This window comes from Mesorhizobium sp. ES1-6 (assembly GCF_020164775.1).
Classification (GTDB): domain Bacteria; phylum Pseudomonadota; class Alphaproteobacteria; order Rhizobiales; family Rhizobiaceae; genus Mesorhizobium.
This window is the reverse complement of record NZ_JAIUGU010000006.1, coordinates 321,257-334,328: the sequence shown is the minus strand read 5'-3', so window position 1 is coordinate 334,328 and position 13,072 is coordinate 321,257. Positions and strand designations below refer to the sequence as shown.

At 65.5% G+C, this 13,072-nt stretch carries 13 protein-coding genes, 1 tRNA gene and 1 pseudogene; 13 read left to right on the top strand and 2 right to left on the bottom strand.

Translation table 11 applies throughout. The annotated features are described in order from the left end of the window. The first annotated feature begins 186 nt into the window (after positions 1-186). The 9 genes from LB564_RS17960 to LB564_RS17920 all read left to right on the top strand — a co-directional run bounded on the left by LB564_RS17960 (position 187) and on the right by LB564_RS17920 (position 8,948). Positions 187-879, top strand: coding sequence for a glutathione S-transferase family protein (locus LB564_RS17960; RefSeq protein WP_015314714.1), 693 nt, complete (start codon positions 187-189; stop codon positions 877-879). Next, positions 860-2,014, top strand: coding sequence for a tRNA epoxyqueuosine(34) reductase QueG (gene queG, locus LB564_RS17955; protein WP_224539699.1), 1,155 nt, complete (start codon positions 860-862; stop codon positions 2,012-2,014). The genes LB564_RS17960 and queG overlap by 20 nt, the downstream gene beginning before the upstream one ends. Beyond that, complete coding sequence (locus tag LB564_RS17950) at positions 2,011-2,919, top strand: SDR family oxidoreductase (protein WP_224539697.1); 909 nt, start codon at positions 2,011-2,013, stop codon at positions 2,917-2,919. Before queG ends, LB564_RS17950 begins: the two co-directional genes overlap by 4 nt. A 65-nt stretch (positions 2,920-2,984) precedes the next feature. Next, positions 2,985-4,070 carry a penicillin-insensitive murein endopeptidase gene (gene mepA / locus LB564_RS17945; protein WP_140703466.1) on the top strand — a complete coding sequence of 362 codons (1,086 nt, stop codon included), beginning with the start codon at positions 2,985-2,987 and terminating at the stop codon, positions 4,068-4,070. Positions 4,071-4,257: 187 nt separating this feature from the next. After that, a complete protein-coding gene (locus LB564_RS17940; protein ID WP_224539694.1) occupies positions 4,258-5,304 on the top strand; it encodes a glucokinase in 1,047 nt (348 codons plus the stop codon). A 78-nt stretch (positions 5,305-5,382) separates the two neighbouring features. Continuing rightward, positions 5,383-7,242, top strand: coding sequence for an ABC transporter ATP-binding protein (locus tag LB564_RS17935; protein ID WP_224539692.1), 1,860 nt, complete (start codon positions 5,383-5,385; stop codon positions 7,240-7,242). Further along, on the top strand, positions 7,239-8,060 hold the full coding sequence (gene dapB, locus LB564_RS17930) for a 4-hydroxy-tetrahydrodipicolinate reductase (protein WP_224539690.1): 822 nt from the start codon (positions 7,239-7,241) through the stop codon (positions 8,058-8,060). Before LB564_RS17935 ends, dapB begins: the two co-directional genes overlap by 4 nt. Positions 8,061-8,092: 32 nt before the next feature. Then, positions 8,093-8,713, top strand: a complete 621-nt coding sequence (locus tag LB564_RS17925; RefSeq protein WP_140703458.1) for a 2,3-bisphosphoglycerate-dependent phosphoglycerate mutase — start codon at positions 8,093-8,095, stop codon at positions 8,711-8,713. A gap of 150 nt (positions 8,714-8,863) precedes the next feature. Next, positions 8,864-8,948: transfer RNA gene (locus LB564_RS17920), tRNA-Leu, on the top strand. Positions 8,949-9,068: 120 nt separating this feature from the next. Here the strand turns inward: LB564_RS17920 and LB564_RS17915 are convergent. Continuing rightward, positions 9,069-9,251, bottom strand: a complete 183-nt coding sequence (locus LB564_RS17915) for a hypothetical protein (protein ID WP_224539688.1) — start codon at positions 9,249-9,251, stop codon at positions 9,069-9,071. A gap of 260 nt (positions 9,252-9,511) precedes the next feature. Here LB564_RS17915 and LB564_RS17910 point away from each other — a divergent pair. The 3 genes and pseudogenes from LB564_RS17910 (at position 9,512) to LB564_RS17900 (ending at position 12,284) form a co-directional block, all read left to right on the top strand. After that, positions 9,512-11,188 (top strand): annotated as a pseudogene (locus LB564_RS17910) (FAD-dependent oxidoreductase). Positions 11,189-11,258: 70 nt separating this feature from the next. After that, positions 11,259-11,567 carry a UBP-type zinc finger domain-containing protein gene (locus LB564_RS17905; protein ID WP_140703452.1) on the top strand — a complete coding sequence of 103 codons (309 nt, stop codon included), beginning with the start codon at positions 11,259-11,261 and terminating at the stop codon, positions 11,565-11,567. 180 nt (positions 11,568-11,747) lie between these two features. Continuing rightward, positions 11,748-12,284 carry a cytochrome b gene (locus LB564_RS17900; RefSeq protein ID WP_224539687.1) on the top strand — a complete coding sequence of 179 codons (537 nt, stop codon included), beginning with the start codon at positions 11,748-11,750 and terminating at the stop codon, positions 12,282-12,284. Between the two features lie 44 nt (positions 12,285-12,328). On the opposite strand, the gene LB564_RS17895 is transcribed toward LB564_RS17900, so the two are convergent. Further along, positions 12,329-12,505 carry a hypothetical protein gene (locus LB564_RS17895; protein WP_015314704.1) on the bottom strand — a complete coding sequence of 59 codons (177 nt, stop codon included), beginning with the start codon at positions 12,503-12,505 and terminating at the stop codon, positions 12,329-12,331. Positions 12,506-12,689: 184 nt separating this feature from the next. On the opposite strand from LB564_RS17895, the gene LB564_RS17890 reads away from it, so the two are divergent. Continuing rightward, entirely contained in the window at positions 12,690-13,046 is a 357-nt protein-coding gene (locus tag LB564_RS17890) for a hypothetical protein (RefSeq protein WP_140703448.1), read from the top strand. Positions 13,047-13,072 lie beyond the last annotated feature (26 nt).

Sequence of the window (13,072 nt, the reverse complement as noted above, 5' to 3'; positions counted from 1 at the left end):
CCAGTGTGGCAATCCGGAATTCGCCATAGCTGGGACGAGCGCGATGCGCGAATTCCGGGTTCTGAGCCACACTGCCAACTCAAGTTCTGGTGTGGTTTGGATTTGAAGTTCCTGAACGCGGATGCCGTTGAGGGGACAGGAACTTCAAATCCAAACCACACCAGTGCGCTTTATCATCGCGGAACCATGCTGACGCTTTTCCATCACCCCATGTTCGCCACCTGCCGCTTCGTCCGCCTGGCCTTTGGCGAGTACGGCGAGGAGCTGGCGCTGATCGAGGAGAAGCCCTGGACGCGGCGCAAGGAGTTTCTGGCGCTGAACCCGGCCGGCACGCTGCCGATCCTGCTGGCCGAAGGCGACGTGCCGATCATCGGCGCGACGGTGATTTCCGAATATCTCGACGAGACGCGCGGCGTGCTCAAGCGCGACAAGCGGCTGTTCGCCGAAGACCCGATGCAGCGCGCCGAAATCCGCCGGCTGATCGACTGGTATCTCAACAAGGCCGAGAGCGAGGTCACCCGCCACCTCGTGCGCGAGCGCGTGCTGAAGCCGGTGATGCCGGAAACGGCTGGCGGCGGCTCGCCCGATTCGGGCGCCATCCGCGCCGCGCGCGCCAACATCCGCCAGCACATGAAATACACCAATTGGCTGGCCGGCACCCGCCACTGGCTGGCCGGCGGCAGGGTCACCTATGCCGACCTGGCGGCCGCCGCGACGCTCTCTGTGCTCGACTATCTCGGCGAGATCGACTGGCGCGAACATCCCGCCGCGCGCGAATGGTACACGCGGGTGAAGTCGCGGCCTTCGTTCCGGCCGCTCTTGACCGACCGCGTGCGCGGCCTGTCGCCGGTGTCGCACTATGCGGACCTCGACTTCTAACGCGGCAAAACTGCGTGCGCTGATCGACGCGGAGGCGCGGCGCGCCGGCTTCGCTGCCATTGCCGTCACCGCTCCCGACGCCATCCCGCTGGCTCCGGCGCGGCTCGCCGAATTCGTCGCCGACGGTTTTCATGGCTCGATGGACTGGATCGCCGAGACGATCGCGCGCCGCAGCGAGCCTTCGACGCTTTGGCCCGACGTGCGCTCGATCGTCGTGCTGGCGATGAATTACGGGCCTGACGAGGATCCGCGCGAGGTTCTGGCCAGGCCCGATCGGGGCGCCATCTCGGTCTATGCGAAAAACCGCGACTATCACGAGGTGATCAAGGGCCGGCTGAAGGAAATCGCCGGCAAGATCGTGGCGCGGACGGGCGGCGACGTGAAGGTCTTCGTCGACACGGCACCCGTCATGGAAAAGCCGCTGGCCGAGGCCGCGGGTCTGGGCTGGCAGGGAAAACACACCAATCTGGTGAGCCGCGAGCATGGCTCCTGGCTGTTCCTCGGCACCATTTTCACCACGGCCGAACTGGAACCGGACAAGCCCGAGATCGACCATTGCGGCTCCTGCCGCGCCTGCCTCGACGCTTGCCCGACCGATGCCTTCCCCGCGCCCTATAGGCTCGATGCGCGGCGCTGCATTTCGTACCTGACCATCGAGAACAAGGGGCCGATCCCGCATGAATTTCGGGAGAAAATCGGCAACCGCATCTATGGCTGCGACGACTGTCTCGCCGCCTGTCCGTGGAACAAGTTCGCCCGCGCCGCGTCCGAGACCAAGCTCGCCGCCCGCGACGATTTGCGCGAGCCGCCGCTGGTCGAGCTGTTGCGGCTGGACGATGCTGCCTTCCGGGCCTTCTTCTCCGGTTCGCCGATCAAACGCATTGGCCGCGACCGTTTTGTCCGCAACGTGCTGATTGCCGCCGGCAATTCCGGCGAACAGTCGCTTGCCGGTACCGTGCGGTCCTTGCTCGGCGATGCCTCGCCGCTGGTGCGGGGCGCGGCAATTTGGGCGCTGGCGCGGCTGGTGCCGGAAACCGAATATGCCGAACGGGCCGCGGACGGCCTGCGGAGCGAGAGCGACGGCGCCGTCCGCGAGGAATGGCGCCTGGCGCGGCCAACCAGGACGCATGCATGAACGAAAAGCGGATACTCATCTTCGGCGCCGGCTATTCCGGCAAGGCCTTTGCCCGTGCCAACAGGGGAGCCGCCACGATCGTCGGCACGACACGCTCCGAGGAAAAATTCGAAGCGCTGCGCCAGGCCGGCATCGTCCCGCTGCTGTTCGACGGCAAGTTGACGAACGAAATCGGCGAAACGCTTGAGAAAACCACGCATCTTGTGATCTCGGTCGCCCCGGAAGACCCCGGCGATCCCGTGTTGAATGCCACCCGCGAGGCAATCGTAGGGATGCCCGACCTGCAATGGATCGGCTATCTCTCGACCGTTGGTGTCTATGGCGATCATGGCGGCGCCTGGGTCGATGAAACGGCCGCCTGCCGGCCGGTGTCGAAGCGCTCGGTCATGCGGGTCGAGGCCGAGCAGGCGTGGCAGAAGTTCGGCAGGGAAATCGACCGGCCGGTGGCGATCCTGCGGCTGTCCGGCATTTACGGGCCGGGGCGCAATGCGCTGGTCAATCTGGAAAACGGCACCGCAAGGCGGCTGGTCAAGCCGGATCAGGTGTTCAACCGCATCCATTGCGATGACATTGCAGGCGCGCTTTGGCATCTGATCGGCGGCAATACGGGCGGCATCTTCAACTTCACCGACGACGAGCCGGCGCCGCCGCAGGATGTCGTCGCCTACGCCGCTTCGCTGATGGGTATCGAGGCGCCGCCCGAAATTCCCTTCGAGGGCGCCCAACTTTCGCCCATGGTGCGGTCCTTCTATGCCGAGAACAAGCGGGTCGCCAATGCGGCGATCAAGGCGGCGGGCTATCGGTTTCGCTTTCCCGACTATCGCGCCGCCTTCGACCATATGTGGGCAAGCGGCGACTGGCGCGACGGCGCGCCGCGCAGCCCGATGAAGGGCGCCAAGGCATGAGGACGATCGAAGCGTGACGCTTGGCGTGGTATGATTCGGCGGTTGCAGGCACGGGGGTGCGGTTCATGAAATCATCGACGCGATCGCTCGGCGCCAGAAATGCGGTGTTGGCGGTGGTGCTGGCCATTGCAGGCCTGGCCGCACAGCCGGCGGCCGCCGAGGAGCGGGCGAAAGACCTGTTCGGCGCCGAGAAACTGCCGACCGCCACCGCGCCGCAATCCTTCGGCTTCTATTCCAAGGGCTGTTTTGCCGGCGGCGTCGCCATTCCCATGGACGGCCCGACCTGGCAGGTGATGCGGCCGTCGCGCAACCGTCGCTGGGGCCATCCGGCAATGATCGCCACGATCGAGCAACTGTCGCGCGACGCGGCCGCCGATGGCTGGCCGGGCCTTTTGATCGGCGACATCGCGCAGCCGCGCGGCGGCCCGATGCTGACCGGCCATGCCTCGCACCAGATCGGGCTCGACGCCGACATCTGGCTGACGCCGATGCCCGACCGCACCATGACCAGGGCGCAGCGCGAGACCATGAGCGCCACGCTGATGGTCGACGAGAAGACGCATCTGGTGAAGGACGCATTGTGGACGCCGCGGCACACGGCGTTGCTGAAGCGGGCGGCGAGCTATCCGCAAGTCGAGCGCATCCTGGTCAATCCCGGCATCAAGAAAAAGCTCTGCGACACGGTGAAGGGCGACCGCACCTGGCTGCGCAAGATCAGGCCGTTCTGGGGCCACGACTACCATTTCCACATGCGTATCGGCTGCCAGCCCGGCTCGCCCACCTGCAAGGCGCAGGAAGCGACGCCGGATGACGATGGCTGCGGCAAGCCGCTGGCCTGGTGGTTCACCCAGGAGCCGTGGCGGCCCAACAAGAACCCCGATGCGCCCAAGGCGCGCGACGTGATGACGATGGCCAACCTGCCTAAGGAATGCCGGGCCGTGCTCGACGCGCCGGGGCCGGCCTCGGCCGAGGCGGCGACCTATCACGGCGGCGCCGTGCCAGTCGCGGTTGCCGCGCCCGAACCGGAAGCGCCGTCGCTGCCCGCCACCACGGCAAGCGGGACGGCCGGCCTGCCAAGCGCGGTGAACGCCTTCACGGCGACGCCCGAGGTCGGCGTGCCGGTGCCGCGGCCACGACCGCCCGCGAAATGAGTGTTGGGCGCCATCGGCCGTCTCAATCGGTTTAGCGGCCTGTTTTCATGAAACAGTGGCCGTTTGGCCGCATAACCCGACCCTGCACGCCGGCCGGTTCGAAAACCGTTTCCCTTTTCAAACCCATGCGCTAGTCAACGGAAGAACGGCAAAGCGCCGTTGGGGGCGCCGGGGAACGGACGAGAGCATGCCAAGCACAGCCGATGACGAGACTTTGCTGCGGTTTCCGATCCTGATCGGCGATATCGGCGGCACCAATGCGCGCTTTTCGATCGTGCTCGACGCTAATTCCGAGGCCGGCGAGCCGATGATCGTCCAAACCGCCAATTACAACACCATCGACGAGGCGATCCAGGCGGCGGTGCTCGACCGCTCGTCCGTCCGCCCCAATTCGGCGGTACTGGCCGTGGCCGGCCCGGTCGATGGTGACGAGATCGAGCTCACCAACTGTCCCTGGGTCGTCAAGCCGAGGCAGATGTTCGCCAATCTGGGCCTGAGCGATATCGTCGTCCTCAACGATTTCGAGGCGCAGGCGCTGGCCGTCGTGGCGCTCGGCGAAGAGCATATGGAAAAGATCGGCGGCGGCGCGCCCGAGCCCAACGCCGGGCGCGTCGTGCTCGGCCCCGGAACCGGACTCGGCGTCGCCGGGCTGGTCCACGCGCTGCACCACTGGATTCCGGTGCCCGGCGAAGGCGGCCATATGGACATCGGGCCGCGCACGCCGCGCGACTACCAGGTCTTCCCGCATATCGAGAAGCTCGAGGGCCGCGTTTCGGGCGAGCAGATCCTGTGTGGGCGCGGCCTGGTCAACGTCTACCGGGCGGTGGCCAGGGCCGATGGCAAGCCGGCGCCCTTGACCACGCCGGCGGAGGTCACCGGTGCGGCGCTGGCCAAGACCGATCCGGTGGCGCAGGAAGCGCTGGAGACCTTCGTCACCTGTCTCGGGCGTACGGCGGGCGACCTTGCCTTGGTGTTCATGAGCCGTGGCGGCGTGTTCCTCACCGGCGGCATCGCGCAAAAAATCGTGCCGGCGCTGAAGGAGGGCAATTTCCGCGCCGCCTTCGAGGACAAGGCGCCGCACAGCGCGCTGATGCGCACCATGCCCGTCTACGTCATAACCCATCCGCTGGCCGCCCTTCTCGGCCTTGCCGCCTATGCCAGGAACCCCTCGCTGTTCGGCGTCCAGACGGCGGGCCGGCGGTGGCGCGACGAAGTTAGTCACTCGAAGGCATAGGCAAGCCGGCTGCTTGGCGCTAATAGGGGTGCCGAATTGCCCGGCCACGGGAAGCGGAAACCGACAAAGCCTTCTGATTTGACACGCCAAAATCCAAACAAGCAAAAAGCCACCCCCGGCGAGGTCACGGCGGTGCTCCGCCGCATCCTCGCTGAAAACGGCAACGAGTATCGTTGGACCTATGTCGTTGCCGTCGCCTGCTTGCTGATCGTTTCCGGCACCACCGCCTTCACGGCGTGGATCATGGCCCCGATGATCAACCAGATCTTCTACGAACGGCGCGGCGATATGCTCTGGTTGATCTGCGCCGGTTTCATGGGAGCCTCGCTGCTGCGCGGCTTCGCCGGTTACGGCCAGGCAGTCGCGTTGGCCAGTATCGGCAACAATCTGGTCGCGCGCTACCAGAAGCGTGCTTTCGACCATCTGATGAAGCTCGGCGTCAACTTCTTCAACGATACGCGCTCCGGTCGGCTGGCGGCACAGGTCAGCGAGAATGTCGGCGGCGTTCGCGATCTGCTGTCGCTGACACTGACCTCCATCAGCCGCGACGCGGTCACGCTGGTCGCTCTCGTCGGCGTCATGATCTACCAGGATCCGGTGCTGTCGCTCAGCTCGCTGCTGATCGGCCCTCCACTGATTTGGGCCGTCGTCTACATCACCCGCCGACTGCGGCGTATCAACCGGGAATCCGTGCTGATCAATTCACGGCTGAACGGGTCCGTGCAGGAGGCCACACAAGGCATCGCCATCGTCAAGGCCTTTACCTTGGAGGCCGAGCTGGCGCGCCGCATCGGCATCATGGCGGACACGGCCGAGCAGCGGAACAACAAGATTGCCCGCGTCTCGGAGCGGCTGTCGCCGATTTCCGAGATTCTGGGCGGTCTCGCCATCACCTCCGTGCTCGCCTATTCCGGTTACCGGGCGCTGTATCTCGGGCAGCCGCCGGGCGCGGTGTTTTCCTTCATCACCGCGCTGATCATGGCCTACGATCCGGCAAGACGCCTGGCGCGCACACAGGTGGGCATGGAACGGGCGCTGGTCAACGCACGCATGATCTACGAGTTGCTCGACCTGGAGCCGAAACAGGGCGATGCGCCCGATGCTGTCGAGGCCAGGATCACCACCGGCGAGGTGCGCTTCGACAATGTGACGTTCGGCTACAACGCCGACATGCCGGTGCTGAGGGACCTGAGCTTTACCGCCGCCGCCGGCAAGGTCACGGCCATCGTCGGTGCCTCGGGCGCCGGCAAATCGACGCTGGTAGCGCTCTTGCAGCGCTTCTATGACGTCGACCAGGGCAGCATCGCGGTCGATGGCCAGGACATCTCGAAGGTGACCAAGCATTCGCTGCGGCAGTCGATCGCCTATGTGGCGCAGGCACCCTATCTGTTCGAGGGCACGATCCGCGACAACATCCGCTACGGCCGGCTATCGGCCACCGACGCGGAGATCGAGCAGGCCGCGACGCAGGCCGCCGCCGACGAGTTCATCCGCCAGCAGCCGCAAGGTTACGACACACCGGTCGGCGAAGGCGGCTCGACCCTTTCCGGCGGCCAGCGCCAGCGCGTCTCGATCGCCCGCGCCATCGTGCGCCAGGCACCGATCCTGCTACTCGATGAGGCGACCTCGGCGCTCGACAACGAGGCGGAGGCCCGCGTCCAGGAGGCGCTGACCCATGTCATGGAAGGCCGTACCACCATCGTCATAGCGCATCGTCTGTCGACGGTGGTCAATGCGGATCACATCATCGTGCTGGAAGAGGGACGATTGGTCGAGGAAGGCACCCATGCGACGCTGATGGCCGACCCGGACAGCATCTATTCCCGCTTCCACCGCATCCAGGGCAAGAAGGGGCTGGGGCTTGTCGATGACAGCAAGCCGATCCAAACTCCGGTCCGGGCCACGCGTGCGAAGAAGACTGCTGTGAGGAGCACATGAGCGAAGCAGGCGATCTGGGCCTTGTGGTGGTGGGCGCCGCCGGCCGCATGGGCCAGACGCTGATCCGCGCCATCCACACCATTCCGGGCGCCCGCGTCATTGGCGCTGTCGAGCGCCCGGATTCTCCCTATCTAGGCAAGGATGTCGGTGAACTGGCGGGCATCGGCATCATCAATGTGCCGATATCAGACGATCCGCTGCCGGTCTTCGCCAAAGCCGATGGCGTGCTCGATTTCACCACGCCGGCCTCATCAGTCGAATTCGCCGGCTACGCAGCGCAGGCGCGTATCGTCCACGTCATCGGCACGACTGGCTGCTCGGCCGATGACAATGCCAGGATCGCCGCGGCCGCCCGCCACGCGACCATCGTCAAGTCGGGCAATATGAGCCTCGGCGTCAATCTGCTGGCGGTGCTGGTCGAACAGGCGGCGCGCGCGCTCGACGCCGACGATTTCGACATCGAGATCCTCGAAATGCACCACAGGCACAAGGTCGATGCGCCGTCGGGCACCGCACTGCTGCTCGGCGAGGCCGCCGCCGCCGGGCGCGGCATCGCGCTTTCCGGCAATGACGTGCGTTCACGCGATGGCCATACGGGTGTGCGAAAGCAAGGCACGATCGGCTTCGCCACGTTGCGCGGCGGCTCGGTGGTCGGCGACCACAGCGTGATCCTGGCCGGCACCGGCGAGCGCATCACGCTGTCCCATCATGCCGAGGACCGCGCCATCTTCGCCCGCGGCGCGGTCAAGGCCGCGCTCTGGGCGCGGGGCCAGAAGCCGGGACTGTATTCGATGCGGGACGTGCTCGGCCTAAGCTGAGCTTCCGATCCGCCAACCCCAAGGGAGCAAAAATGTCGAGAACCCTCGTGCTCGTGCGCCACGGCCAGAGCGAATGGAACCTGAAGAACCTGTTCACCGGCTGGCGCGACGTCGACCTGACCGAGCAGGGCCACGCCGAGGCCAAGGCCGCCGGCCAGAAGCTCAAGGCGCGCGGCCTGAAATTCGACATCGCCTTCACCTCGGCGCTGATCCGGGCGCAGAAAACCTGCCAGCACATTCTCGACGCCGTCGGCCAGAGCGACCTCCAGACCATCCGCGACCAGGCGCTGAACGAGCGCGACTATGGCGACCTCTCTGGCCTCAACAAGGACGATGCCCGCAAGAAGTGGGGCGAAGAGCAGGTGCATGTCTGGCGCCGCTCCTACGACGTGCCGCCGCCCGCCGGCGAAAGCCTGAAGGACACCGGTGCCCGCGTCTGGCCCTATTACCTGCACGACCTGCAGCCGCATGTGCTGCGCGGCGGCACGGTGCTGGTCGCCGCCCACGGCAATTCGCTGCGCGCGCTGATCATGGCGCTGGACGGCAAGTCTGGCGAGGAGATCGTCAAGCTCGAACTCGGCACCGGCGTGCCGATCATCTACCAGCTCAACGCGGATTCGACCGTGGCTTCCAAGGAAGTACTGGAAGGTTGAGAGCGTTCCTCCCCCGTCACTATACGGGGAGAGGATGCCGGCAGGCAGGTGAGGGGCGGCGCCGGCGCCCGAAACTGAGCCGGCGAGCATCGGCCCGCGAAAAAAGCGCGTTGACAGCCATCGCTTGCCCGCTTACATGAGCCCGCACCAGCCCAGATGGCGGAATTGGTAGACGCGCACGGTTCAGGTCCGTGTTCCGCAAGGAGTGGAGGTTCGAGTCCTCTTCTGGGCACCATCTTTCCCGACTACCAACGGGATATCTTCAGCGGCAATCGTAGTTTTCGCCTCCACGGCGTCGCCAAAGCGACTTTGCCCTCGTGGCATGACGAATGAAGCCCGCTGCGACCGAACGGTCTCAATGCGTACTCCGTCGGGCATCCAGCTCCCGATGCACCATGGTGGCGCTTCCCGTCGGCGATTGGGTTGGAAGGGCAGCCAGCAAACCGTCCAGTGTCGATCGTTGGGCGGCAGTCAGATAGGCCTCGATGACTTCGATGCAGTCGCCAAGTGCCGTGAGCAATTTCGCGGCTTCTTCCACATCTAGCCTCCAAGAGGGTGTCAGGACGCTCACAGTGTGCCAACGGCTCCTTTCTCGAATTTTCCGAAGTATTGAATCTTATTTCTCAATTGTAGCTGGGCGGGGCGCCGGGGGGTTGCACGCACGCACGCAAAAAGCTTGCACCTGGGCCTGACCTCGGCATTCCGTGCGACGCGGTCTTTTCGTGAAGACCCTCCCCTCTTGGCCAGTCTCCGAACAAACCGCTTCAAACCGCCCCACCACTTCGCTACGCTCGCGCCATGGCCCCTTCCGTCAGCCCGACCATTGCCGCGCGCCGCGACCAGATGTTTCCCATCCTCGGCGATGCGGATGTCGAGCGGATGCGCCGGTTCGGCGAGGCACGGACCTATGCCGCCGGCGATCCTGTCGTCACCGCTGGTGAGGTCTCGCCCGGCCTGATCCTCATCCTGTCGGGCGAGGTCGCCATCACGCAGGCCTCGATCGGCTCGCGCGAGCCGATCATCACCCATGGCCCCGGCAATTTCGTCGGCGAGCTGGCGCAGCTCTCCAGCCGTCCGTCGCTGGTCAATGCCGAGGCTGTCGAACCGGTCGAGGCCGTCGTCATCCCCTCGCAGCGTTTGCGCGACCTGATGGTGCAGGAGGCCAATCTCGGCGAGCGCGTCATGCGGGCGCTGATCCTGCGCCGCGTCGGCCTGCTCGAAAGCGGCATCAGCGGGCCGATCGTCATCGGTCCTCCGGGCAATGGCGACGTCCTGCGGCTGCAGGGTTTTCTCGCCCGCAGCGGCCAGCCCCACCGCGCGCTCGATTCCGACAGCGACCCCTGCGCGAAAACGTTGATCGAGCGGTTCCATGTCGACCCGCACCATCTGCCGATCGTGCTCTGCCCAAGCGGCAAGCTGCTGCACAATCCCGGCGAGAACGACCTCGCTCGCTGCATCGGGCTGTTGCGGCCGGTCGATGCCAGCAAAGTCTATGACGTTGCCATCGTCGGCGCCGGGCCGGCGGGGCTGGCGGCGGCGGTCTATGCGGCCTCCGAAGGGCTGTCGACCATCGTGCTCGATTGCCGGGCCTTCGGCGGCCAGGCCGGCGCCTCCGCGCGCATCGAGAACTATCTCGGTTTCCCGACCGGCATTACCGGCATGGCGCTGATGGCGCGCGCCTAGAATCAGGCGCAGAAATTCGGTGTCGAAATGGTCATCCCCGACGAGGTGAAGCTGCTCGGTCCCGCCGGCGAGGGCGCGCGCTACCAGCTTGCGGTCGGCGACGGCGAGACGGTGCGCACGCGCTCCGTGGTGATCGCCAGCGGCGCGCGCTATCGCCGCCTCGATGTCGCCAACCTCGCCGCGTTCGAGGGCACATGCGTGCATTATTGGGCCTCGCCCATCGAAGCGCGGCTTTGCGGCGGCCAGGAAGTGGCACTGGTCGGCGCCGGCAATTCGGCCGGCCAGGCGGCCGTGTACCTTGCCAGCCAAGTCAGGAAGGTGGTGCTGTTGGCGCGTGGCGGCGGTCTCGAGGCCTCGATGTCGCGTTACCTCGTCGAGCGCATCAGGGCGCAGCCGAACATCGAGGTGCTGACCGGCACCGAAATCCAGGCGCTGGACGGCGAGGAAGGCAATCTTGCCACTGTCCGTTGGCGCGACCGCTCAAGCGGCGCGGTAACGACGCGGCCGATCCGCCATCTCTTCCTGTTCATCGGCGCCGAACCGAACACCGACTGGCTCGCCCAATCCGACGTGGCGCTGGATGCCAGGGGTTTCATCCGCACCGGATCGGACATAGCATCGGCTAACAGTGGCATGGAGACGAGCCGCAGCGGCGTATTCGCCATCGGCGACGTGCGCTCCGGCTCGGTCAAACGCGTCGCGGCGGCCGTCGGCGAAGGCGCCCAGGTGGTCGCTGCCTTGCATGCATTTCTGGCGCGGGAAGGCAGCCCCGCCGACGCGCCGAAATTATGATCCCGAAAACGGGGAACCGGTTTTCGGAAAAAGATCATGCTTCAAATGAGAGCCAGGTCGGGAGAGTGCGATGGCGGACGAGTGCAGACACGCGGCTGATGTGAAGGACGTGACGCCGAGCGCGCTCGGCTGCGAGGAATGCCTGAAGAGCGGCTCGTGGTGGGTGCATCTGCGGCTCTGCCGCACCTGCGGCCATGTCGGCTGCTGCGACGACTCCCCCAACCGCCACGCCACCAAGCATTTTCACGCCACCAGCCATCCCGTCATCGAGGGCTACGACCCGCCGGAAGGTTGGGGCTGGTGCTACGTGGACGAGGTGTTTCTCGACCTCGGCGACCGCACCACCCCCCAGAACGGCCCGATCCCGCGCTTCTATTGACGCAGAGCGGCCCGGATGCCGCCGAGAAAACCCAAAAGCCCGGTTCGTCCGGGCTCTTTTGTGCAACGCAGTCTGCAAGCGCCCGGCCGAAAGAACCTCTGTTGCGACAAAGCCCCTGTTGCGACAAAGCTTTGACATGATCGCGGCTAGTTTAGAAACATTCAAAACTGGACGAGCCAAATGAACCCCACCTACACAGGCGCGCAGAAAGCCATCCACTGGGCCGTCTTCGTACTGGTCATAGGCCTCTACGGATTGACTTATCTGGAGGATCTTTTTCCACGCGGCGATCCCGGCCGTGCGCTGGTCTGGTGGTTCCACATTTCCTTCGGGATGCTGCTTTTCGCGCTGGTCGTCATCCGCGTCGCCCTGCGCCTGACGGTGGGAACGCCGGGACTGCCGCGGGAAATGTCGGGGCTCGAGCGATGGGCGGCCAGGGTCGCGCATCTCCTGCTTTACGCGCTGCTGGTAACCATTCCGGTGCTTGGCATCCTGCTCACCTGGTACAGGGGCGACGCCTTGAGCTTTTTCGGCCTCTTCACCATTCCGGCTCCGTTTGCGCCGAACAGCGGTACGGCGCGTTCCATCAGGGAGCTGCACAGCCTGTGCGCCAATCTCATCCTCATCCTTGCCGGGCTGCACGCGGCGGCGGCGCTATGGCATCATTTTGTCCGCAGGGATGACGTGCTCAAGCGCATGCTGCCGGCGCGCTCCTGAAGCAACCCGAGCACAAGCGGATCAGCGGCAGGGAGTCCCGCTGCCTATCGTACCGAGCCCGTAACGGTACGGTCGACATCGGGAACGGATTTGCGGTCGTTGCCGGCAAGCGCGGCGATGAGCAGCAGGCTGGCCACCACCGGTACGAACAGGATGGCGACGCGGGCTTGTACGTAAAAAATGGCGCGCCATTCGCTGCGCTTCTCAGGGCTGTCGCTCATCATACTCACTTTGCCATGGACCCCCCGGGAGGTCACATAGCCGTGAACGGTTAAGCAACTCCTTCCGAGTTTGTTAACGGCCGAGTTTGTTAACGGGCCGAGTTCGTTAACGGTGCAGCTTGCCTGTCTTCCTAGTTCCCGGCGGGCGTGCGAACCTGCCCGCGATGATTCGGGGAGGTCGGCGGTGACGCTGTTTCGCATGGTTGCGCTGGCGGCACTGGTCCTGGTCAATTCGGCCGAGGCCGCCGACATGGCGTTTTTCGTCAAGAACCTGCGCAAGGAGCCGGTCGCGATCGAGCTGTTCAGCCGCGACCGCGAGACGGTCTGGCCGGGCAACGACAAGGTCTTCCTTGTCGATCCGGGCTCGCGGAAATCGGTGCCGATCTCCTGCAATCAGGGCGAACGCATCTGCTATGGCGCTTGGGTCGACGGCAACGACCAGATCTCCGCCGGCGTCGGGCCCGATAACGACCAGCCTTGCGACACCTGCTGCTTCATCTGCGTGGAGCACACGACCGAGACGATCGACCTGGTGCCGTAACAGTGCTTGCCGCGCGTCGGCCACGC